Origin of the sequence: Barnesiella sp. An22 (assembly GCF_963931395.1) — a bacterium.
Taxonomy (GTDB): domain Bacteria; phylum Bacteroidota; class Bacteroidia; order Bacteroidales; family Barnesiellaceae; genus Barnesiella; species Barnesiella merdigallinarum.
Window position 1 is genome coordinate 2,429,508 of the sequence record NZ_OZ007014.1, and the last position, 23,304, is coordinate 2,452,811.

Annotated in this window: 21 protein-coding genes; 11 read left to right on the forward strand and 10 right to left on the reverse strand. The window is 50.6% G+C overall.

Annotated elements, in window-relative coordinates; translation table 11 throughout:
* Nucleotides 1-530: 530 nt before the first annotated feature.
* The 4 genes from rd to ABGT88_RS10120 all read left to right on the forward strand — a co-directional run bounded on the left by rd (nucleotide 531) and on the right by ABGT88_RS10120 (nucleotide 3,434).
* On the forward strand, nucleotides 531-695 hold the full coding sequence (gene rd, locus ABGT88_RS10105) for a rubredoxin (RefSeq protein WP_087409185.1): 165 nt from the start codon (nucleotides 531-533) through the stop codon (nucleotides 693-695).
* A gap of 204 nt (nucleotides 696-899) precedes the next feature.
* Nucleotides 900-1,583 carry a response regulator transcription factor gene (locus tag ABGT88_RS10110; protein ID WP_346701904.1) on the forward strand — a complete coding sequence of 228 codons (684 nt, stop codon included), beginning with the start codon at nucleotides 900-902 and terminating at the stop codon, nucleotides 1,581-1,583.
* 15 nt (nucleotides 1,584-1,598) lie between these two features.
* Complete coding sequence (locus ABGT88_RS10115; protein WP_346701906.1) at nucleotides 1,599-2,876, forward strand: HAMP domain-containing sensor histidine kinase; 1,278 nt, start codon at nucleotides 1,599-1,601, stop codon at nucleotides 2,874-2,876.
* 117 nt (nucleotides 2,877-2,993) lie between these two features.
* Nucleotides 2,994-3,434: a PepSY-like domain-containing protein gene (locus ABGT88_RS10120; RefSeq protein WP_087409221.1), complete on the forward strand. Its 441-nt coding sequence runs from the start codon at nucleotides 2,994-2,996 to the stop codon at nucleotides 3,432-3,434.
* Between the two features lie 174 nt (nucleotides 3,435-3,608).
* On the opposite strand, the gene ABGT88_RS10125 is transcribed toward ABGT88_RS10120, so the two are convergent.
* Nucleotides 3,609-4,796: a serine palmitoyltransferase gene (locus ABGT88_RS10125; protein ID WP_087409188.1), complete on the reverse strand. Its 1,188-nt coding sequence runs from the start codon at nucleotides 4,794-4,796 to the stop codon at nucleotides 3,609-3,611.
* 298 nt (nucleotides 4,797-5,094) lie between these two features.
* Between ABGT88_RS10125 and ABGT88_RS10130 the strand changes: the two genes are divergently transcribed.
* The 6 genes from ABGT88_RS10130 to ABGT88_RS10155 all read left to right on the forward strand — a co-directional run bounded on the left by ABGT88_RS10130 (nucleotide 5,095) and on the right by ABGT88_RS10155 (nucleotide 14,393).
* Nucleotides 5,095-9,069, forward strand: a complete 3,975-nt coding sequence (locus tag ABGT88_RS10130) for a DUF4062 domain-containing protein (protein ID WP_346701909.1) — start codon at nucleotides 5,095-5,097, stop codon at nucleotides 9,067-9,069.
* A gap of 236 nt (nucleotides 9,070-9,305) precedes the next feature.
* Entirely contained in the window at nucleotides 9,306-10,352 is a 1,047-nt protein-coding gene (lpxD, locus tag ABGT88_RS10135; RefSeq protein ID WP_346701911.1) for a UDP-3-O-(3-hydroxymyristoyl)glucosamine N-acyltransferase, read from the forward strand.
* A 12-nt stretch (nucleotides 10,353-10,364) separates the two neighbouring features.
* Nucleotides 10,365-11,747: a bifunctional UDP-3-O-[3-hydroxymyristoyl] N-acetylglucosamine deacetylase/3-hydroxyacyl-ACP dehydratase gene (locus ABGT88_RS10140; protein ID WP_087409191.1), complete on the forward strand. Its 1,383-nt coding sequence runs from the start codon at nucleotides 10,365-10,367 to the stop codon at nucleotides 11,745-11,747.
* An 18-nt stretch (nucleotides 11,748-11,765) separates the two neighbouring features.
* Complete coding sequence (gene lpxA, locus ABGT88_RS10145; RefSeq protein WP_087409192.1) at nucleotides 11,766-12,542, forward strand: acyl-ACP--UDP-N-acetylglucosamine O-acyltransferase; 777 nt, start codon at nucleotides 11,766-11,768, stop codon at nucleotides 12,540-12,542.
* A 399-nt stretch (nucleotides 12,543-12,941) separates the two neighbouring features.
* On the forward strand, nucleotides 12,942-13,625 hold the full coding sequence (locus tag ABGT88_RS10150) for an outer membrane beta-barrel protein (protein WP_289541280.1): 684 nt from the start codon (nucleotides 12,942-12,944) through the stop codon (nucleotides 13,623-13,625).
* Nucleotides 13,626-13,841: 216 nt separating this feature from the next.
* A complete protein-coding gene (locus ABGT88_RS10155; protein ID WP_087409194.1) occupies nucleotides 13,842-14,393 on the forward strand; it encodes an IS1096 element passenger TnpR family protein in 552 nt (183 codons plus the stop codon).
* 113 nt (nucleotides 14,394-14,506) lie between these two features.
* Here the strand turns inward: ABGT88_RS10155 and ABGT88_RS10160 are convergent, their stop codons facing one another.
* The 9 genes from ABGT88_RS10160 to ABGT88_RS10200 all read right to left on the reverse strand — a co-directional run bounded on the left by ABGT88_RS10160 (nucleotide 14,507) and on the right by ABGT88_RS10200 (nucleotide 21,693).
* Nucleotides 14,507-14,917, reverse strand: a complete 411-nt coding sequence (locus ABGT88_RS10160; RefSeq protein ID WP_346701914.1) for a secondary thiamine-phosphate synthase enzyme YjbQ — start codon at nucleotides 14,915-14,917, stop codon at nucleotides 14,507-14,509.
* Nucleotides 14,918-15,012: 95 nt separating this feature from the next.
* Complete coding sequence (locus ABGT88_RS10165) at nucleotides 15,013-16,317, reverse strand: toll/interleukin-1 receptor domain-containing protein (protein WP_346701916.1); 1,305 nt, start codon at nucleotides 16,315-16,317, stop codon at nucleotides 15,013-15,015.
* 35 nt (nucleotides 16,318-16,352) lie between these two features.
* The gene (locus ABGT88_RS10170; RefSeq protein ID WP_346701918.1) at nucleotides 16,353-16,652 is read right to left on the reverse strand and encodes a hypothetical protein; all 300 of its coding nucleotides are present in this window, start codon (nucleotides 16,650-16,652) and stop codon (nucleotides 16,353-16,355) included.
* Between the two features lie 404 nt (nucleotides 16,653-17,056).
* Nucleotides 17,057-18,304, reverse strand: coding sequence for a mechanosensitive ion channel family protein (locus tag ABGT88_RS10175; protein ID WP_087409198.1), 1,248 nt, complete (start codon nucleotides 18,302-18,304; stop codon nucleotides 17,057-17,059).
* A 13-nt stretch (nucleotides 18,305-18,317) separates the two neighbouring features.
* The gene (locus tag ABGT88_RS10180) at nucleotides 18,318-19,112 is read right to left on the reverse strand and encodes a DUF6048 family protein (RefSeq protein WP_298663830.1); all 795 of its coding nucleotides are present in this window, start codon (nucleotides 19,110-19,112) and stop codon (nucleotides 18,318-18,320) included.
* Nucleotides 19,102-19,635, reverse strand: coding sequence for a DUF6452 family protein (locus ABGT88_RS10185; RefSeq protein WP_087409200.1), 534 nt, complete (start codon nucleotides 19,633-19,635; stop codon nucleotides 19,102-19,104). Before ABGT88_RS10185 ends, ABGT88_RS10180 begins: the two co-directional genes overlap by 11 nt.
* Entirely contained in the window at nucleotides 19,620-20,153 is a 534-nt protein-coding gene (locus ABGT88_RS10190; protein WP_346701921.1) for a nitroreductase family protein, read from the reverse strand. The genes ABGT88_RS10185 and ABGT88_RS10190 overlap by 16 nt, the downstream gene beginning before the upstream one ends.
* Nucleotides 20,154-20,183: 30 nt before the next feature.
* Nucleotides 20,184-21,137, reverse strand: coding sequence for a glycosyltransferase family 2 protein (locus ABGT88_RS10195; protein WP_298663832.1), 954 nt, complete (start codon nucleotides 21,135-21,137; stop codon nucleotides 20,184-20,186).
* Nucleotides 21,138-21,141: 4 nt separating this feature from the next.
* On the reverse strand, nucleotides 21,142-21,693 hold the full coding sequence (locus tag ABGT88_RS10200) for a DUF4199 domain-containing protein (protein ID WP_298663834.1): 552 nt from the start codon (nucleotides 21,691-21,693) through the stop codon (nucleotides 21,142-21,144).
* A 210-nt stretch (nucleotides 21,694-21,903) separates the two neighbouring features.
* Between ABGT88_RS10200 and ABGT88_RS10205 the strand changes: the two genes are divergently transcribed.
* Nucleotides 21,904-23,301, forward strand: a complete 1,398-nt coding sequence (locus tag ABGT88_RS10205) for an endonuclease (protein ID WP_346701924.1) — start codon at nucleotides 21,904-21,906, stop codon at nucleotides 23,299-23,301.
* Nucleotides 23,302-23,304 lie beyond the last annotated feature (3 nt).

Consider the following 23,304-nt stretch of genomic DNA (forward strand, 5'->3'; position numbering starts at 1 on the left):
TTTTCTGCGAGGTCCTCGCCGGGAATTGTCTCACCCCGACAGGTCACCTCCTGTTGACACATCTTTTTTACGAAAGACAAATGTACAATAAAATCCCGAAAAAGAGAAAACCGCCTACTCCTTTCTGCTTCAACTGTTAAAGACTATATATAAAACAGCCATTTTCGATTCACATTGATTAAAATAGATTAAACGCAAGAAAATTTCTGCTCAAATATTATGTTTGAAAACATATTTACCCCTATATTTGCACTGTGTTTTTCATGGTATTAGATTTAAGGTTAACAAAGATTGGTTGTCGTGAGACAATCAATTTTTTTTTGTGCCTACTCGAAGGGGGCAACCGTACGCTCCCAATAGATAAAGTCAACTTGCACACCTCCCACCCAAATGTTAGAATATCCAAACAATACCCAAAAAGAGGGAGGTAATTTGGTTTGTATACCCAAAGATTGTATTTTTATCCCCGAGATAAGTCCTTATTCAGGACAAAACCTAATAAAAACCTATTTTTATAAAAAAAGACTGATATGAAAAAGTACATTTGCACAGCATGTGAATGGGTTTACGACCCCGCAGTAGGTGATCCCGATGGTGGCATCGCTCCCGGCACTCCGTTTGAAGATATTCCGGAAGATTGGGTTTGCCCGGTTTGCGGCCTTGGTAAAGACGCATTCGAAGAGGTAAGCGAATAATTCGCAACACACCTCACACCATAGAGAGTCTGTATCGCCCACCCGGCGGTGCAGACTTTTTTTATTTCGGCGCAACCTGCCCCTGGTATTCCTGGATTCCGCATCGGGGTGCAGAATGACAGAAACAGCACGGAATGACAAGATCCACAAAAAATTTTCGTCCATTTCAGATTCTCTACAAAATCAAATGTATAAATTTGAAACATGAAAATACTGATTATAGAAGACGAACCCTCCCTGCGGGAGATTATGCAACGGGCATTGGCACAGGAGCGCTATGTGGTCGAGACGGCTACGAACTATGCCGAGGCCGATGCCAAACTGGCGGCCTATACCTACGACTGCATTCTGCTCGACATCATGCTGCCCGACGGCAACGGGCTGCAACTGCTCGAGCATCTGAAGCAGCAGCGCAAGCGCGAAAACGTGATTATCATCTCGGCCCGCGACTCGCTCGACGACAAGATTCTGGGGCTCGACATGGGGGCCGACGACTACCTGCCCAAACCCTTCCACACGGCCGAACTGCTGGCCCGCATCAAGAGCGTGCTGCGGCGGGGCAAGAGTGGCGGCGAAATGGCGCTGTGCCTGGGCAACGTATCGCTCGAGCCTGAGAGTTCGCGGGTGCTGGTGGCCGGCCACGAACTGCCGCTGTTGAAGAAAGAGTTTGACATCCTATTCTACTTCATGCAACGCCCCAACCACCTGGTCGACAAGTCGGTCCTGGCCGAAGCCGTGTGGGGCGACCACGCCGACCAGGCCGATAACTTCCACTTCGTTTATGCCCAGATGAAGAACCTACGCCGCAAGCTGGCCGATGCCGGTGCCGACATCGAGATAAAATCGGTCTACGGGTTCGGCTACAAACTTATCCCCCCGACCGAATAAAACCTCTATCGCCGCATGAAACTGATCTATCGCATAGCGTTGCGCCTCTCGGCCGTACTCATCCCGCTCATGGCTTTGTGGGCCACGCTGTTCTATTTCATGACGGTCGACGAAATCAACGACGAGGCCGACGACGCCCTCGCCGACTACTCCGAACTGATTATCGTGCGCATGCTGGCCGGTCGGGAGCTTCCCCCGCTGAACAGCGGCTCGAACAACAGCTACTCGATTACCCCGGTCACGCGCGAATATGCCGACTCGAAATCGCATATCGAATACTACGACGCCGAGGTCTACATCCCCGAAAAGGAGGAGACCGAGCCGGCCCGTATCCTCTCGACCATCTTTTGCGACAACGACGACAACTACTACGAACTGAAGGTGTCCATGCCTACCTTCGAAAAGGAGGACCTCGTGCGCACCATCCTCTTCTGGATTGTCCTGCTCTACCTGGTTCTACTCCTTACCCTCATCGGGGTAACCACCTGGATATTCCACCGCAGCATGCGCCCGCTATACGCCTTGCTGCACTGGCTCGACAACTTTACGCTGGGAAAAACCAATACACCGGTCCCCGACGACACACACATCACCGAATTTCACAAGCTCAACGTAGCAGCCCAAGAGGCAGCCAACCGCTCGGCAATGCTTTTCGAACGGCAGAAACAGTTCATCGGCAACGCCTCGCACGAACTGCAAACCCCACTGGCCATCCTGGGCAACCGCATCGAGTGGCTGCTCGACAACACCGAGTTGAACGAGAAACAGGTCGAAGAGCTCTTCAAGATGCAACGCTCGCTCGGTCACATCGTCCGCCTTAACAAGACATTGCTGTTGCTCACCAAGATAGAGAACGGGCAATTCCCCGAGAGCACCGAGGTAGATGTGGCCGCCCTCATCCGGGAGCAGGCCCCGCTCTACAACGAGATTTACGAGTCACGGCACATCGATTGCCGCATCGACCTCCCCGACCGCTTCGTCGTCTCGATGAACGACTCGCTGGCCTCGACCCTCATCACCAACCTGCTCAAGAATGCCTATGTGCACACCGAGCCCGGCCACGGCATCGACATCGCGCTGCATAACCGCACGCTCACCGTAACCAACGACGGCGACACTCCGCTCGATGCCGACCACATATTCGACCGCTTCTATCAGGGGAACAAAAAAGAGGGCTCTACCGGTCTGGGGCTGGCGCTGGTCAAGGCCGTATGCCGCTACTACAACCTCGACATCGAGTACCGATACACCGACGGGCGACACTGTTTTGCCGTCACCTGGCCCCAAAAGTGAGAAAAAAGTGATTTTTTTCGAGAAATTTCCCAAAATTTCAAATTCACTTCAAAATTGTACTCAATCTTTGTACCATCAAAAGAAAACAAATGTATAACCCATAAAATTTTGAACATTATGAAAAAGTTATTGATTCTCTCGACCATTCTGATGATCTTCGGCATTACCACCGCTTGCGCCGACAACGACAAACCCATTGCCGTAACCCAGTTGCCCGCCAAGGCCCAACAATTCATCAAGAGCTATTTCCCCAACGAAAAAGTGGCTCTGGCCAAAGTCGAGCGGGAATTCCTGGAGACCCGCTACGAAGTGGTATTCACCAACAGCTCGAAGGTAGAGTTCTGGAAAGATGGCGAGTGGAAAGAGATCGACTGCAAATACTCGGTCGTTCCCACGAAACTCATCCCCACCCAAATCGCTCAATATGTATCGCAGAACTATCCCGACACCCAAATCGTAAAAATCGACCGGGACAAACGGGACTACGAGGTAAAGATCACCAACGGTCTGGAACTGACATTCGACAAACAATTTAATCTGATAGACATAGACGATTAACCGCACCACATCGTTGGTTTATGGGGCCCGTTCTCGCAGAGATTGCGAGAACGGGTTTTTCCTTTTACCCGGTCTGCATCCACACGGCACCGCAACAATCCCCGCGTACCGGCAAAAAAAATACCGCCGAAGAGAAGAGTCTCCGGCGGTATTTTTTCAACCTATACTTATATCTTACTTGATAATTTCGAGGCGTTTGAAACACTTCTCGATCTTATCGAGAGCAATGTCTACTTGAGCACGTGTGTGCGTAGCCATCAGCGAGAAGCGAATCAGCGTATCTTTGGGAGCTACGGCCGGAGCCACAACCGGGTTGACGAAGATACCCTCGTCGAAGAGGTCGCGGGTTACCCGGAAGGTCTTCTCGTTGTCGCGGATAAAGAGCGGGATAATAGGCGTGCAGGTGTTGCCTATCTCGCAACCGATGCGACGGAAACCTTCGAGAGCGTAGTTGGTCACATCCCACAGGTTGGCGATACGCTCGGGCTCACTCTCCATAATGTCGAGGGCGGCACCTACGGCAGCCGTCGAAGCCGGCGTGATGCTGGCGCTGAAGATATAGGAGCGAGAGTTGTGACGCAGGTAGTTGGCCGTCACCTTGTCGGTAGCGATGAATCCGCCCAGCGAAGCCAGCGACTTGCTGAAGGTACCCATAATCAGGTCTACATCGTCGGCTACCCCGAAGTGGTCGCAGGTACCACGACCGTTGCGGCCGAAGACACCGATACCGTGAGCCTCGTCGACCATCACGGCGGCATTGTATTTCTTGGCCAGACGCACAATCTCGGGCAGGTTGGCTACGTCGCCCTCCATCGAGAAAACACCGTCGGTCACAATCAGCTTCACCTTGTCGGGGTCGCAGTTACGCAGTTGCTCTTCGAGCGATTCCATATCGTTGTGACGATATTTTACCGGAGTCGAGAAAGACAAACGGCGGCCTTCGATAATCGAAGCATGGTCGAGCTCGTCCCACAAAATATAATCGCCACGGCCGGTCACACAGGATACGACACCCAGATTGACCTGAAATCCAGTTGAGTAAATGATAGCCTCTTCCTTACCCACAAACTTGGCCAACCGATGTTCCAACTCTTCGTGAATATCGAGTGTACCGTTCAGGAATCGCGAACCGGCACAACCCGTACCATATTTACGGATGGCAGCGATAGCGGCTTCCTTGATTTTGGGGTGATTGGTAAGGCCTAAATAGCTGTTCGAACCGAACATCAAAACTTTTTTACCATTGATTAAGACCTCGGTGTCCTGATCGCTTTCTATCTTGCGGAAATAAGGATAAACACCCAGTGCCTTGGCTTTCTGCGGAGCATCATACTTCGACAGTTTCTCTTGCATCAATTTCATAGTTTATTGCTGTATCTATTTTGTTATAAACTATTTGCACAACCACGACGTTTCGTAAAGTGCCTTTGAAAATACAGGGTGCAAAGGTAACACAAATATCCGAATAAAAACCATTTTTACTAAAAAAAACTCCGCTTTATCTCTAAATTCGTATTTCATACTCCCCTGTTATCGAACAAATCATTATATTTGTAAATATGCTTTTTGTTATTTTTCTCATTCTTTCATAAAGGATGTAGAGTTACACGTCTCGATTACTCACAAAAAACGACAGTTATCCAACCAAAAGACCCGAAACATGACCACAAATTCAAGGCCCTGGCAATTGTTTACCATCTTCATAAGCAGCACATTTACCGACATGGACGCCGAGCGGGACTACCTGAACAACATCATCGCCCGTGATTTAGAACGCGAATTTGAGAAACGGCGTGTGTCGCTGACCTTTGTCGACCTGCGCTGGGGGGTGCACACCGATAAGGAGAAACGACAAGACGAGCGAGAACTCTCGGTTCTCAATGTATGTATGGAAGAGATAAAGAGAAGCCGCCCCTTCTTTGTGGCCCTGCTCGGCCATCGCTATGGATGGGTACCCTCTCAAGAGTGCTTCCAACGGATTCTCAACCAGATGGACGACGAAGACCGTTCTCTGCTGCAAGGAGCCGAAGGGTACAGCGTTACGGCCATGGAAATTCTGTTCGGGGCTCTGGGACGCAAGGACCTTCTGCCCCACAGTCTGTTCTACTTCCGCGACAAAGAGTCTTACGACAATATGCCTGCCGAAAAACTACCGCAGTACATCGACCCGGTAAATTCCGACAAACTGGAACACCTCAAACAGCATATCCGTTCACGCTGCGAAGCCGAGCGGTTAGACAACGTACACACCTATCGTTTGGAATGGAAAGACGACCGCTTCACCCGACTGGAAGAATGGGGCGAACAGCTGAAACGGCAGTTACGCCACGAGATAGAGACCGAACTGGCCGACACGGCCAACACCGCACCCCAAACCTGGATTGAGGCAGAAGAGCTCCAACAAGAGATTTTCCGGCATACACAGACTCGCCTGTTTGTCGGGCGGCAGAAAGAGCTCGACACGTTGGAACATTTTGCCCTCACCCGACAAGGGGTCATAGTCATCCCAAGCTACCCCCTGATGGGGAAAAGCGCCCTGCTGTGTCAACTGTACACCCGGCTGGTGAAACGACCGGAGTTCATCGTGCTGCTGCACTGCACCAAGGTTTCGCTCTATGCCGACTATACCTACCGTATGTTTTGCCGATTCGCATCACGGCTATGTACCGAACTGAACATCCCGTATGCCGAACCCGACAAAGTCGGGAACAAAGCCCGTTTATATTTTCTGGATTTGGTACATCAGGCTACGGTAAACAAGCGTAAGGTTATACTTCTCATCGATTCGACCGACGCATTCCGCCCATCGGACGACGCATCCAATTACAGTTGGCTCCCCGACGAAGCCTGCTGCATACTCACTTGCAAAAAAACAGCCGAAGAGGGATACGAAAAGGAGATTACAATCTATAAACCAGAGGCTCAAGTGCTTTCTCTTCCCTTTTTAACCCGGCAAGAGGCGCTATTGCTTCTTCAGGAACAATGCCGGTTGTATCACAAGAGCATACCCGACTCCTTAATCGACCTGATTCTATCCAAAAAATACACCGGAGACAAACCTCTCGAATGGAGTCCCGACGAATATTACGCCTATTACAATCCCCTGTGGATAAAGCTCCTGGTCTGGTATCTGGTTTCGCTCGACGAGGCCGACTATGCCAAGGCCCGATACTCCGGCAGCGAGACCGACAACGAAAAAAGGCTGGAGAACTATCTGCTCCAGTGTGTGCAGGAAGCCCCGGTCTTCCCCTCCCACCTCGTCGTCCAATCCATCATTCCCCGCCTGCTGCACGACGTGGACAAAAATTTCTTATGGAACATCCTGTTTCTGCTCGCATTCTCCTACCGGGGCCTGAGCGAAACCGACCTCAAAGTGCTGCTGGGGCCATCGTGGAACCCGCTCGCATTCTCCAACATACACCACTATCTCAAAGACATACTTGTCCAAGACTACGAGTCGGGAACCTGGTATTTCACCTACCAGCACATATCACAAATGCTCAGCAAACTGCCCTCTCAAAGGACCAAGCAAGCCCTGTTTTTCAATCTGTCCCTATACTACCTCGGCCCGGGCAAGAACCGCCCCCACGCATCTCAAAAAGAGGTCTATTACTGTCTGATGGCCGATCTGCCCTTAACCGCCGCATACACTTGCATCGACCCCGACCTGAGTAACGAAAATCTGGAAACGACGGTTACCGAAATAACCGAAAACATCAAATCAGATGACCAAACAATGCTGCCCTGGGTTATCAACATGTTCTGCCTATCACGGGATCAAGCCCATCAATACAATCGAGAACGGGTTAACAACAATGATTTTTGGGAAATGATGGAATCGTACGGTTACACCCGATTATACCAGATAGCCATAGAGTACCTGTATCCGCAACTGAACTGGTGGAGAAAGGAGATTGCCTTGCAGTTTGCCCAAGGCATCGAGAGCAGCGTCAAAGCGTATGCAGACCGCCACCCCGAAAACAGCGATGCCTGGAAACTGCTCAAAGAGCTTTATTACAAGATACTCGATTCGGCCGAAGCCATGGGAGATTTCCAAACGACCAAAAAGTACGCCCAGCTTATCGATTCGCTGGAGGCTGATAAAAAAGAGATACTGGACAGTATAGGCGACCAAATGAAAGGCCGGGCGGCCCTGAACGAAAAAGACTACGCACTCGCCGAAAAACTGTTTACACGTTCCTACTCGAAAGACAAGCAGAATTACCAAGCCTCACCCCACGACATTCAACTCGCATACAATATATTCTCCAGTTGCCTGCACTTGCTCGACCTGTATCGCCGCACGTCCAACCGGGACAAGCAACGGAGACTGATTGAAGAGGCTCAAACCTATATACCTCAGATTTCGGCCCGCACCGAGTTCCTTGACACCATAGCCGCTTTCTGTCACCTGGCCGGACAAGCCTACGTCGATATGGACGACAGCAAAAAAGCTTTGCCATTCCTTACCCAAGCCATCGAGATGCGTACCGCCCTGCACGAACAGAACTTGCAAAACGACCACTACACCATCGAATTGGGCATTGCCTATGAAACATTGGGCACCTACTACGAAGACCGCAACGAAAACAATCGGGCCTTGACCTGCTACCAAAAACAATTCGACCTGTTCCAGAAAGTTCTGATTGCAGACCCTCAAAACATGGAATGCCGGCACTTCTTGTTGATTGCCGCCTGCCACTTGTGGGATATACATAAAGAGGTATCGGACGAGTCCAACGAAAAGTGGGAAGAGCTGAACAACACCCTCGTACAATTAGGTATCACCACCGACTCTACGATATGGGAGCCCTATGAACTGCAACACGTAGGCCAGGCCTATTTCTTCTTATACCAGATCTGGGAAAAACAATCGCCCGAAGAGCAACTGTATACCCCGCAGGATATGTTCACCGCCCTGCTGGACGGTTGGGCCCTTCTCGAAAAATCTTTTATCCAAACCCAGATACCCCGCTTCATCGTGCTCGGCCTCTTCTGCCTGTACTACCGGTTGGAGATTGCCGTCAAATACGGCTTTGACCAGAAAGAGGTACTCGAGCTGTTGATCAACTCCTATTATACCTATCAAAGCCCGGAGGTATCTGCCGACATTCCATTGGGACAAACAATCGTTACAAGAATCGAACGAATGCTCTCCATGTTGCAGAAAAAAAAGGCAACACCCTTGCAATCACTCTTCTCCTCGGCCTACGAAAAAGGCGACTATGCCGAAGCGATTGCCCGCTATGACGAGATACAAAACCCGTCTGTCCACGAGCAAATGGTCTATGCCCTCTGCCTGTTGAGAGCCAACCTGAAAAAGAAGGCCGAGCTCATATTCAACGACATCCGCCAACAGGCCACCGAGCGGGATGTCCGGTTGCTGGCTACCCTCAATTTAGGCACATGCCTCTTGTTGAACGGCAAAATGGATGAGTTTCAAACGCTGTTCAAAGAGCTCACCGAGGTCGAGAAACAACGGGAACAGGCGCAACTGCTGCTCCATGCTTATCGCCTATATGCCTCCTCTCTCGAAGACAATCGCCCCTGGTACAAACGCTGGTTAGGGTCACGACCAACTACAAACCGTCCCCCCTTGTCTTTGCCCAAACCTTACGGTTGGGAAAAGATATAAACCGACAAACTGCAACCCGCAGAGCAAAACCTATGTAAAAAGATAATATCCAATATATTACAATCGGTTACAACTTCCTGCTCCATCTATTATGGAATCAGGGATATCAGGTGAATATACCCAACCGCAACCCCTGCTTGTAATTGTTTTGTAATAAATTCGTCGGGTTATTACCCAGAATTTGAAAAAAATTGCGAAATTTGCCGATTGTATAACCCTTATGACAGAGAACAAATATGAAATTCTCAGCACAACAAATAGCAGATTTTCTGCATGGTGAGCTGGTGGGCGATGCCTCGGTCGAGGTGAGCAACCTCTCCAAAATCGAAGAAGGCACCCCGGGGACACTCACCTTCCTGGCCAATCCCAAATACACGCATTATATCTACCAGACTCATGCCAGCATTGTGTTGGTACATCGCGAGTTCGAGCCCGAGCATCCCATCGAGGCCACGCTCATCAAGGTCGACGACCCCTATGCCTGCCTGGCCATGCTGCTCAATCTGGTGAACGCTTCGCTCACGGCCAAGCAAGGTATCGAACAACCCAACTACGTAGCCGCATCGGTCACACTCCCCGACGACATTTATCTGGGAGCCTTTGCCTACATTGGCGAGCGGGTAAAACTGGGAAAGAATGTCAAGATATACCCGCAGGTATATGTGGGCAACGACGTCACCATCGGCGACAACGTCACCCTCTACCCGGGTGTGAAAATCTATCACAGCTGCGTAATCGGCAACAACTGCACCCTGCACGCAGGCGTTGTCATCGGAGCCGACGGTTTCGGGTTCGCTCCGCAGGCCAACGGCGAATATGCCAAGATTGCCCAGATAGGCAACGTGACTCTCGAAGATAATGTCGAGGTAGGTGCCAACACCACCATCGACCGCGCCACCATGGGCTCGACCATCATCCGCAAAGGGGTGAAACTCGACAACCTCATACAGATTGCCCACAACGTAGAGGTGGGCGAACACACCGTTATTGCCGCCCAGGCCGGTATCGCAGGGTCGGCCAAGGTGGGCAGCCACGCCATGATAGGCGGCCAGGTGGGTGTGGCCGGCCACATCAGACTGGGCGACCGCATTCAGGTGGGAGCTCAGTCGGGTATCCCCAACCACGTCGACGACGATGCCGTCATCATGGGTTACCCCGCCGTCCCCTCCAAAGAGTTTGCCCGGCAGGTGGTCTACATCAAGCGTCTGCCCGAACTGACTCGCACGGTCAAGGAGCTCTCCAAAGAGATAGAGTCGTTGAAAGAACAACTGAAAAACAAATAAAACTCAATATCGATGAAACAAAAAACCCTCAAAAACAGTTTCTCGGTGAGCGGAAAAGGATTACACACCGGTTTGGAAATCACCGCAACCTTCCTCCCCGCCCCCGAACATCATGGATATAAGATACAGCGTATCGACCTCGAAGGGCAACCCATTATCGAAGCGCTGGCCGAAAACGTAGTAGAGACCAGCCGGGGCACGGTGATTGCCGAAGGCGATGCCCGTGTAGGCACTATCGAACACGCTATGGCTGCCCTGTATGCCGCCGAAATTGACAACTGCCTCATTCAGGTAAATGCCCCCGAGCTGCCTATTCTCGACGGCAGTGCCGCCGTGTATGCCGAAGAGATAGAACGCTGTGGCCTCGTAGAGCAGAATGCCGAACGGGAATACTACCTGATTAAATCGAAAATCGAGTTGCACGACGAAGAGAGCGGTTCGTCGATTGTCGTTCTGCCCGACGATGAGTTCAGCATCAATACCCTCATCTCGTTCGACTCGCCCATACTGAGCAACCAGTTTGCCAGCCTCGACGACCTGCACGACTTCAAGAAAGAGATTGCCGGTGCACGCACCTTTGTCTTTGTGAGAGAGGTAGAGCCCCTCGTAAAGCACAACCTCATCAAGGGTGGAGACCTCGACAACGCCATCGTCATCTACGACCAAAAGACCTCGCAGACCGAGCTCGACCGTCTGGCCGACCTGCTGGGCGTGCCCCACAAGCATGTAGACGAACTCGGCTACATCAACAACAAGCCGCTCGAGTTTGACAACGAGCCGGCCCGCCACAAACTGCTCGACATCCTGGGCGACATCGCTCTGGTGGGCAAACCCATCAAGGGCCGCATCATCGCTACCCGTCCGGGGCATAAAATCAACAACCAGTTTGCCCGCCTCATCCGCAAGGAGGTTCGCCGCCAGGACATCCAATGCCCGGTCTACAACCCCAACAAGGCTCCGCTCATGGACATCAACCGCATCCGCCAGTTGCTCCCCCACCGCTACCCCTTCCTGCTCGTCGACAAGATTATCGAGATGGGAACGCGCCACATCGTAGGTGTGAAAAACGTATCGGGCAACGAACCCTTCTTCCAGGGCCACTTCCCCGCCGAGCCCATCATGCCGGGCGTTCTGCAAGTCGAGGCCATGGCTCAGACCGGTGGTCTGCTGGTATTGAGTACCGTCGAAGAGCCCGAGCGCTACTCGACCTACTTTATGAAAATCGACAATGTCAAATTCCGTCAAAAAGTAGTTCCGGGCGACACCATCATCTTCCACCTGTCGCTCATGTCGGAGATACGCCGGGGATGTGCCTACATGAAAGGCTATGCCTTCGTAGGTGAACGCATTGTAACCGAGGCCGAATTTATGGCACAGATTATCAAGAACAAATAAATACTAAAACGAAAAAACATGAAACAACCGTTAGCATACGTCCATCCCGATGCCAAGATTGCCAATAATGTGGTAATCGAGCCGTTTGTTACGATCGATAAAAACGTAGTCATCGGCGAAGGGACTCAGATAGGCTCCAATGTAACCATTCTGGAAGGCGCACGTATCGGCAAGAACTGCAAGATATTCCCGGGAGCAGTCATTGCGGCCATTCCCCAAGACCTGAAATTCAACGGCGAAGATACCATTGTAGAGATTGGCGACAACACTACCCTGCGTGAATGTGTGACGGTAAACCGCGGTACCGCCGCCAAAGGCAAAACCGTAGTCGGCAGCAACTGCCTCATCATGGCCTATTCGCACATCGCCCACGACTGCGTCGTAGGCGACAACGTCATCATCTCGAACGCTACCCAGGTAGCCGGCGAAGTGGTTATCGACAACTATGCCGTCATCGGCGGGGGCACCCTCATCCACCAGTTCAGCCACATCGGTGCACACGTGATGATACAGGGCGGCTCGCATGTCAACAAAGACATCCCCCCCTACATCAAGGTAGGACGCAACCCCATCTCCTACGCCGGCATCAACTCCATCGGTCTGCGCCGTCGCAACTTCAGCAACGAGACCATCTGCAACATCCAGGAGATTTACCGGTACCTCTACCTGTCGGACATGAACAACAGCGACGCTATCGAACGCATCGAGGCCGAACTGCCTGCCACCAAAGAGCGTGACGAAATCGTCATGTTCGTGCGCAACTCCAAACGGGGTATCATCAAAGGCTATCTTTAACAGCCTGCACGATAAAGCAATGGCAGAGGCCGACCTCATAAAAATGTTGGGGTCGGCCTCTGTTTTTTCAGCCCTGTCGTCTATCGGCAAACGGCTCTTATCTCACCTTAAAAGGTCAATCGTACTCCCAAATCACCGGTTTGAGGATCGACCAGACTCAAACAGCAATCATAGCTATTCCGCTTATTGATAGTGTTTTTCCCGTACCGCTACTCATAAACATCACTTCGCCCGTCTGCAAATCGACAATATCTTCCGAATAAAATTTTAAAATTCGATAATATTTTAATGAAATAATTTTACAGTTCGAAACTTTTAAATACATTTGCATATTGTAGAATAATATGATGGGGTATCCGAAAACCATTGAAAGAGTAGGAAAAACGAAAAAAAGAAACCATGAAAAAGATTTTCTTAGCGGCAGCTTTGGCAGCCCTGGTACTGACAAGTGTGAATGCACAGGAAAAGTACAAGCCCGAAGCCATGACAGTCTCGACCGAATTGAACTATTCGCCCGGCGGTGCTACCGATGGGGGCTTTACTCTGCCCGAGTATGGAGCCAAAGTGCGTCTGCACTTGAACGAGAAGATGGCCGTCCGCCTGAGCTTGGGACTGAACACGACTACCGATAAAACGACCACATTCTACGATGATGCCAATCAAAAAGAACAAGAGTCATACGACAGAACGACTCGTACCACATTCTCGATTATGCCCGGTTTTGAGTACCATTTTACCAAATACGAGAGAATCTCTCCTTATGTAGGTGGTGAAATAGGGCTGTTGGCTTCTGCTTCGAAAAGTAAAACCGACAATACCGAAAACGATAACTACACAGAGACCTCACGTCCCGGGTTGGGATTCGGAGTAAATGTATTCACCGGTGTAGACGTGTATCTGTGCAAGGGTCTCTACCTGGGCTTCGAACTCGGTTTGGGCTATAACTCGCTCAACACCAAGAGAGGTTCTACCACCACAGTTACCGGCTCGACTACCAACGAAGACAAAGGTACGACCGCCGATTTGGTTAGCTCTTTCGGCTTCCACGCCACCCCGTCGCTGCGCGTAGGCTGGTGCTTCTAATCGACCAGAAAGAGCTTATCGACTTGTATATCAACAGCGAGGCATATCAACACGGTATGCCTCGCCTCTTTTAAATATAGGTATCGCCCTACCCTCGACGGCCGACAGCTGCCGAAATATAGATGTCGCCTCCATATTTTTACAGGCATTATTTGGTAAGCGAAAGTTTTTTACTACTTTTACATATCCAAAAAAAGAACCTAATTACACAACATCATGATCTATAAATTCAGAATTGTTTCGGACGAAGTTGACAATTTCAGACGGGAAATCTGCATAGACTCCGATGCCACCTTTCTCGATTTGCACGATGCCATACTCGACTCGGTGGGCTTCACCAAAGATCAAATGACCTCGTTTTTCATTTGTGACGACGATTGGGAGAAAAAGACCGAAATCACGCTCGTAGACATGGGCAAAGATTCCGACGAAGATACCTGGATTATGTCCTCGACCCGGCTGAGCGAGCTGATCGAAGACGAGGGCCAACGTCTGGTTTTCGTATTCGACTACATGACCGACCGCATGTTCTTCATGGAGTTGAAAGAGATTGAGCCGGGCAAAGACCTCGATGCCCCCATCTGCACCCGCAAAGAGGGAAATCCCCCGCAACAGACCATGGACTTCGAGGAACTGGAGAAGAAGAATTCCGCCAACAACACATCGGACCTCGACGAAGATTTCTATGGAGACGAAACCTACGACCCGTCGGAACTCGACGACGAAGGCTTTGCCGACCTGAACATGGACGACGATTACACGCTGTAACCGATTCGCCCCCGAGGGCAACCGTATAAACGCATTGCAGGGCTGCTTCGCTATCGCGCGAGGCGGCCCTTTTCTTATACACAAGAGAGGCGAGACATCCTGCTCGGCTCCCGTTACTCGACGATAGTGGCGGCAATGTGGCACACCCCGCCGTCGTTACGGAACTCACACAGATAGATACCCTGCCAGGTACCCAGGTCGGGGCGGCCGTTGCGAATGGGTATCGTCAGCGACGGACCCAACAGCGAGGCCTTGATATGGGCCGACATGTCGTCGTCGCCCTCACAAATGTGGCGGAAGTAAGGAGCACCGTCGGGGACTGCCCTGTCGAAAAACGAAGCGAAATCGCGACGCACGTCGGGGTCGGCATTCTCGTTGATGGTCAATGCCGCCGAAGTATGCTTGATAAACAGATGGAGCACACCGGCTTGCGGCAACTCGGGCAAGCGGGTAAAAATCTCTCGCGTTACCAGGTGATAGCCTCGCCCGTAGTGAGGCAATGTAATCTCTATCGTTCGAACCATAATACAGTTATTTTATACAAAGGTAGTGAAAAAGGGGACACAGAAACAAACTGAAAATCCTCTCTCCCAGGTTAGAAATACTTATATAGACACATCTAATTAAAATCAGTATACAATCGGTCTTTCGACAGATCCAATTTTTCCTCTAATAAAATTTTTTTATCATCTAATGTCGTTATCTTGAGTAAATATTCTCCCTTTTTTAGAAGAATCTTGGTAAATTTATTTTCTTCTATACTCATACATAGTTCTTCATCTATATACACATTACAAGCCCTTGTATACTTAATTTTAAGATTGGCGCTATCCAAAACTAAATTTTCATCTGTACGTTTCTGAGGGGCATTATATTTTAAAGTTCTTAGCCGGTTAGTCAACCTTTCCATTGCAGCCCGGAAATAAGTTCCCATTTGAAATGGCAATTGCTCTAAATCTTTAATTTCACTCAAATCTTCAGGAAAGTTTTTGGGCCAACGCCATACTGTATTTCCCTCTCCGTTTTCAATAACAACAGGAATTATATGCGATTTATATTTCAATGCAGTTCTAATTTCCCTGGCTACCCAATCCCCTTTTTTGTGACACTTCTTCATAGACTGAGGACTCAAAACCAAAATAAAATCCTTACAAGAAAAAATCGCATCAATAATTTTCAGATTAAACTTTCCATCTTGAATGGATGTATAATCAAAGAATACATTTGGATAATGGTCTTTTTGTAATGCTTGTTCTATTGTCCTCGCTACATCACGTCCATCAATTCTCCTATAACTAATAAAAATATCGGTATTATCCCTTTGTGGTACATATCTATCTAATGCGTCAATTTCCAACGGCGTTTCTAAGATTTTTCTAATTAAATTACCTAAATATATAAAAGGGGAAGAAATAATTTTGAATGGGGAACTCAATCTCTGTCTCTTCCACAGCACATTAAAATCAATATCAAGAAGTCTTGCTAACACTCTTATAAAGGCTGCTTCACGACCTTCCATCTTGGCATCAATTCCGAGTATTTCATTATAACGCAGAGCTTCAGGAAGATACTCTTTATCTGCGCCATAATCTACTATAAAAGGTATAATATGATTAGAACGGCCTAAATCTATAAATTTCTGTACTTCACAATTTACCCAATGTGATTTCGCAGAATTAGGAGAACAAATTACAATTAAAAATTTTGACTTCTCTAATGATTTTTGAAGTGTATCAGACAAGAGTCCCGAAGACAACTCATTTACATCCGTAAAAATAGGTGTTAATGTAGCCCCAGGATTACCTCGCTTAATATAGTTTGGCAATTTATAGGTTTCCAATCGCTTTTGTAACCACTTAGCCCATTTAATATCAGTACGACTATAGGTTATAAACGCTAAATACTTATATTGTAATACCATCATTTTTAGCAATACATACAATAATAGAACAAGTCCCCTCAGCGGCCCGTCTCGTGGAAAAACCGATACTTAATCCAATAGTAGAAACGCTTGAATACGTTCGAAGGCTCGGGTTTGAAATGAACCGTTACATCTACCTCGTCGCGATTGAAAAACAGAATATAGGTCGACGACACCAATGCTACATGATATTCAAACTTTTCGATCCCGTAAATGTTTCGCAACAGAATCGTGCGAAAGGGGTTGTCGTCGCTCATCTGTGCAAACGTAAGGGAATCGTCGGTCAACGTAACGCCATACAGCGTCCCGCAAAGAGTCATAAACTCATCGAGATTCAAATCGGATAAGGTTTTAGGCGGGCTCGAATACTTCTTATACAAAGCCTTAATGACACGTTTAGAAATCATAGCACCACAAGAATATGAATATAAGCACTTTTTCCTTGGATAAATATAAGAAAGAATAGGTATACGCCCTAATTCCCATTAAGAATTCTTCCTCTAATTAACATATAGATACATAACAAAACAAATATTAGCCATTCAAGCGTTAATAAATGCTCATTCTCCCTTCACTTCTTGACTCGCCAAGCGGCATAGCACCAGCACAAGACCAAATAAATAGGACCTGCACTACGAAAACAGATTGGTCACAGTTGATCGTACACCTTTCGATCGACAAAAAAGGAAGCGTGCGGATGACTATTTATTCCGCACCCAAAACGAAGAGCAAAAATATTCGGTCACGACAACCGATCTTTGAGCGACTGAAAATCGTAACTGCCGGGCGACTGATAGATACGCAGCCCGAACTCACGAGTGATGCCCAGGGTATGGTCCATAAGGTCGGCGGCTATGCCTTCGTAGATTTTCCACACCTTTTCCGACGAAAAGAGATAGAGCTCTACGGGCAATCCCTTCTCGGCCATGGGCAGATAGCGCACCATGTAGAGCATATCGGGGTTCGACTTTCCCATCTGCCGGATATAGTTCTCGAGATAGACCCTGAAGAGCAGGGTATTGGTGACTCGCAACTCCTCGACCAGAAACCGGTTACCGGCCGCACGGGCATCGGCAATGGCCTGCAACCGCTGCGATACGAACTCGCCAATGAGGAAATTGGACTCGAACTGGTGAAGCTCCTCCTCATCGAGAAAGGTAATACTGTTCACATCGAGCAGAATCTGCCGCGTGATGCGGCGGCCGCCACTCTCGAACATGCTGCGCCAGTTGGTGAACGAACCCGAAACCAACGCATAAGGGGGTATGGTCGTGGTCGTGTTGTCGAAGTTTCTCACCTTCACCGTGTTGAGGGTAACGTCCTGCACGATACCGTTGGCATTATGCGCCGGGGCGGTAATCCAGTCGCCCTTGTGCAGCATGTTGTTGGCCGACAGCTGTATACCGGCCACAAAGCCCAGAATCGTATCTTTGAATATCAACATGAGTACGGCTGCCGAGGCTCCCAATCCGGCAAACAACCGGGCAGGCGACTCGTCGATGATGGTACCCACGATACTGATAAATCCAATTGAGAAGAGTATCACTTGCAACGTCTGAATACCGCCCTTGATGGGGTAGTGGCGCAGCTCCTCCTTCTCGTTGAAGATGTCGAGAAAGGCATTGAGCATGCCGTTCAGGAAACGGAGTATCAGCGCAATGATATAGACCTTGCAGATGCGTTCGGTCAATACATACCAGCTACCCTCCGGCTCGAATGCCGAAGGCAAAAAGGCATAGAGGATAAAGGCCGGCGCCAAGGCTGCCAACCGGGCCACCACCTTCTTGTCGTACAGATGGTCGTCCCATTCGAACTTGGTACGGCGAATAACCGGCAACAACAGTTTGTTGATGAGCAGCTTGCAAACCACATCGCACACCACGGCAATGAGTACGATCAAAATCACATAAATCAAGGTATACCCTATCTCGGTGGTATCGAACATGAGACCGGCTACGGCATGCAACGAATTTTCGACAGACTCCAACATAACAATCACTTTTTCATTCTACAACCGGCTGGGCTTCACTCTTCTTGCTCTTATCCTTCTTACCGAACGAGAAGCGATACCCTACCGTATAGGTAAACCCAAAGGGCGAACCCTCGGGACCGAAGCCCGGGATAAACCAAGGCTGAGAATCGGCATTCTTCTTGTAGCTGAACATCATGCGGTAGCGCACGGTCCAACCCATATAGAAGTTCTTATAGACCTGAACACGCAAACCGCCCAACAGTTCGCCCCAATGGGCCCACGACTTCTGCCCGGTCATGCTCAGTTGCTCGGTCTCTTCCCAGTACGACGACTCCATCGTGATGTTGTCGATGTCGTAGGTAAAGAACGAAAATCCATATCGCACACCGATGTAGAAGAAGCTCATCTCCTCCTTGTTGTAACCGAAGTTGTAGTTCATGCCTATGCGGTTGTAGAGCGATGGCTTGGTGCGATAGGTGAAATTCAGCTCCTCGGGGGTATTGTCGGCATAGCCCAACCCAATCTCCCACACCGGGAAGAATCGATTATGCAGGTCGAGCTCGGCCGCTATCTCGTAGTTGCCGTAACTCTGACCGAAGAGTTTGGTCACCCCGTCGAGTATATTTACATTCACCGTCAAGCCGTTGAAGAGAGGATAGATATACCCCTTGATTTTGGGCTCCTCGGGCTCGGGGGCCACCACACTGTCGGGTTGCGTAGTCGCAACCGTATCGCGCCGGGCCGTAGGGTCGACCGGCGTAATGCGACGTTGGGCCACCGACGTCAGGGCCACCAGCAGGAACAATATGAACAGTTTACTCCTCATCGGGTTCGGGGGTTTGAACGGTATAATACAGGCGCACGCTCTCTACGTCGTCGTTGGTTATCTCGTGCACGATTACGGCTACCGAATCGAGCACATGGCGGGTATAGCGACAAGTCTCGATGCTGAAGTTATACATGGCACCGCAGTCGATCGAAGCAAAATAGGGATAGGCCCGATAGACAAACGTGAGCGTGTCGTTGTTGCGGGGCGACGCGAGCGACTGTTGCAAATAGCGAATGACATATTGCGTGGAGTCCTGGGTAAAGCGCAACGGCAGATAGACCTGACTGACCGCGACGGCCGAGTCGAGCAGCATCGAATCGTTGGGCTGCCCAATCCCGTATATCGAAATCGAGTCGATGGCCAGGGCCTGCTCGTTGATATTGTAGGCATAGAACTGAGCCCGCGGTATGCTGTTGCGGTTTTCCACACAACCGTCGCTGCCGCAACTGCCCAACAGCAGCGCGCAGCCACACAGCCACAGCCACCAGGCGGCCCGGGATCTTCTCAGAAGCGCTCCCATTTCACCACATCGTTAAACGGTTTACGCTTCCGCTCCGTCTCGGTGGTATCGGCCGGATAGCCTACGGGCAGGAGGACAACGGGTTCCCACGAGGGGGGCAGATTCAACACCTCGCGACAACGGGCTACGTCGAAGTTGCACACCCAGCAGGTGCCCAGCCCCTGCTCAACGGCAGCCAGGGCCAGATGCTCGGTAGCAATGGCGACGTCGACATCGCAGAAGTCCTTGCCGTCGGAGGCCCGTTTCCACGAAGCCTCGTGATTGCCGCACACCACGATGCAGGCCGGAGCCGCCGCAAACCATTCGCGCGGGTAGCACTCGTACAGCGCCTTCAGCTGCTCGGCCTCGCGCACCACCACAAAGCACCACGGTTGAAAATTCACGGCCGACGGTGCCAGCCGGGCGGCTTCGAGCATATATTCGAGTTTGGCACGTTCGACCTTGGCCGGAGCAAAGGCGCGCACCGACTTGCGGGCCTTCACCAACGCAAGCAAATCGGGATATTTATTTTCGTTCATACTATTCAAAGAGTTTCGACAGATTCGATTTTATTTCAGCTCGCTCTCTATCTGGTAGTTGTTGCGTTCACTCGAGTTGCGCGAAATCAATTCGCCCACAAAACCGGCCAGGAACAACTGGGTGCCCAGAATCATGGCCGTGAGAGCCAGATAGAAATAGGGCGAGTCGGTCACCAACCGATAGGGCAACCCGCTGTACAGGCAATAGAGCTTGTTGGCCCCCACCACAATCACGGCGATAAAGCCCAACACAAACATCAGGCTGCCCAGCAACCCGAAGAAGTGCATGGGTTTCACCCCGAAGCGAGAGAAGAACCACAGGGTAATGAGGTCGAGATAACCGTTTACAAACCGGTCGATCCCGAACTTGGTCTTGCCATATTTGCGGGCCTGGTGATGGACCACCTTCTCGCCTATCTTGTCATACCCGGCATTCTTGGCTAGGTAGGGTATATAGCGGTGCATGTCGCCGTAGACCTCGATATTCTTCACCACCTCCTTCTTGTAGGCCTTCAATCCGCAGTTGAAGTCGTGCAGATTCCTGATGCCCGACACCTTGCGGGCCGTGGCGTTGAAGAGTTTGGTGGGTATGGTTTTGGAGAGCGGGTCGTAGCGTTTCTTTTTCCACCCCGACACCAGGTCGTAACCGTCGACCGTAATCATGCGGTAGAGTTCGGGTATCTCGTCGGGGCTGTCCTGCAAATCGGCATCCATGGTGATGACCACATCGCCCTCGGCCCGCAGGAAACCGGTATAGAGCGCCGGCGACTTGCCATAGTTGCGACGGAACTTCACCCCCTTGATGCAGGGGTTCTTCTCGCGCAGCGACTCGATGACCTGCCACGAGTTGTCGGTACTGCCGTCGTTGATAAACCAGATTTCGTATGAAAACTTGTTGGCGGCCATTACCCGCTCGATCCACGCTGTCAGCTCGGGCAGCGATTCGGCCTCGTTATACAAAGGTACGATTACCGAAATATCCATATTCCTATTGTTTTGTATGATTTGACTTTGCACGCAGTTTCACGAGCCACGCTATCGCAGCCGACAGCAACGACCCGAAAAACAGATTCACCCACATGCGCTCTACCACCACCGACATCGGCGTGGGCACGTTGCCCTTCTCGAGCCCCTCCTTCATTGCATCGAGCAACGAGGGGTCCTTGGCCATCAGATTCAGAGCCTCCATCAGCTCGACAGCCGACTGGAACTGAATCTTGATGTACTCGGGGTTGATATAGACATAATAGATATACTGGGCCAGACTGCTGATGAGCGACGTGAAGAAAAAGAGCATGATACCCATCATCCACAGTTGGGCGAAATAAGCCTTCGTCCCGCTCATCACGTCGTACTTGCGCATGGCATAATAAACCACTACGGGGATACACAACAGCATGAGCAGAGAGACTGCATTACAGAAAAAGGAGTCCATGCTACACACCTCGAAAACAAACTTGACCACAAAGTAGAGCCCCATATACACGCCCCACTCCATGGCAAACTGCACGATACTTTTCGACTCTTCGTTTTTTACCATCAGAAACTCTTTTTTCGAATATTCGTTAGCGTACAAAGGTATCACTTTTGCGACAATATTCATAGACGACAGTGCCAAAAATCGTTGCACCGCATTCAAAATAGCCGGCCCCGACCGCTCCCCCGAAACCATAAGAAAACCTAAAAGCGGCGAATGACTTGGCAAATCGAGTCATTCTCACTACCTTTGTGGCCCTTTTATAAAGAGAGTATGAAGAGACGATATGTAATGATTATCACCGCCCTATGCGCCGCCTGCTTCTCGCTGATGGCCGACATGCCCCGGGACTACTACCCCAATACCCTCGAGGGGAAGAGCGGTGCCGAACTGAAGACCGAGCTGTACAACCTGCTCAAGAACCACACCCGCATCGCCTATGGCTCGCGCAACTACGACGGGGCCTGCACCTGGACCGTATTCAAGCAGAGCGACGTAAGGCCCAACGGTAAAGTGTGGGACATGTATTCCAACAACACCTACAGCTTCTCGAGCGGAGCCGCCAAAGGGATGAACATCGAGCACAGTGTGCCCAAAAGCTGGTGGGGCGACAGCAACTACGACGATACAACGCCGGGCTATCCCTACCAGTACGATGCCAGCTACGACCTGCACCACCTGGTTCCGGCCGATGCCAGCGCCAACTCGGCCAAGAGCAACTACGCACTGGGCGAGGTGGTTACCCCCTCGTTCGACAACGGCGTGAGCAAGATAGGCACCGGCTACGCCAACGGCAAGGCCACCAACCTGTTCGAGCCGGCCGACGAGTACAAAGGCGATTTCGCCCGCATGTATCTCTACTTTGTCACCTGCTACCAAAACTACACCTGGCAATCCCTGGCCAACACCATGTTTGCCCAGAACGCCTACCCCACCCTCAATGCCTACGGCCAGACCCTGCTGCTGAAGTGGCACCGACAGGACCCCGTGAGCCAGAAGGAGATCGACCGCAACAATGCCGTCTACAGTTTCCAGGGCAACCGCAACCCCTACATCGACTACCCCAATCTGGTGGAGTACATCTGGGGCGACTCGATCGACTATGAGTTCAGCTTCTCGGGCGGACAGACCTCAACCCCGGCCATCACCGTATCGAGCAACCGCATCGACTTTGGCTACATTGCCGACGGCACCTCGAAACATGCCGAGGTTTACCTCAAGGGGCGCAACCTTACCTCGCCCGTCACAGCCCAGATTCTCAACGACGATCGCGGCGAATTTACCATAGCCTCGACCTCGTTTGCAGCCGATGCGCTCAACACGACGGGCATCAACCTCACCGTCACCTTCTCGCCCCAGACTACCGGGGCACACAACGCCACGCTGCGCCTCACGAGCGACGACCTCGAGTCGGCTACCGACATCGCCCTTTCGGGCTCGGTACTCTCGTCGCAAATCACCTATCTCGAGATTGTGGGGTTGAAATCGTCCTACAAAAAGAGCGACAGCCCCGTGACCCTGCAACTGAACACCGATGTGGCGGTCGAATGGACCATCGACGGACAAAAGGCCACCCAATTCAACCCCGCCAACCTTACGCCGGGGCTCCATACGGTCCAGTTCACCACCTCGGCCTCGCGAGGCAAGATGCGTGTACAAATTGTCGAATAACCC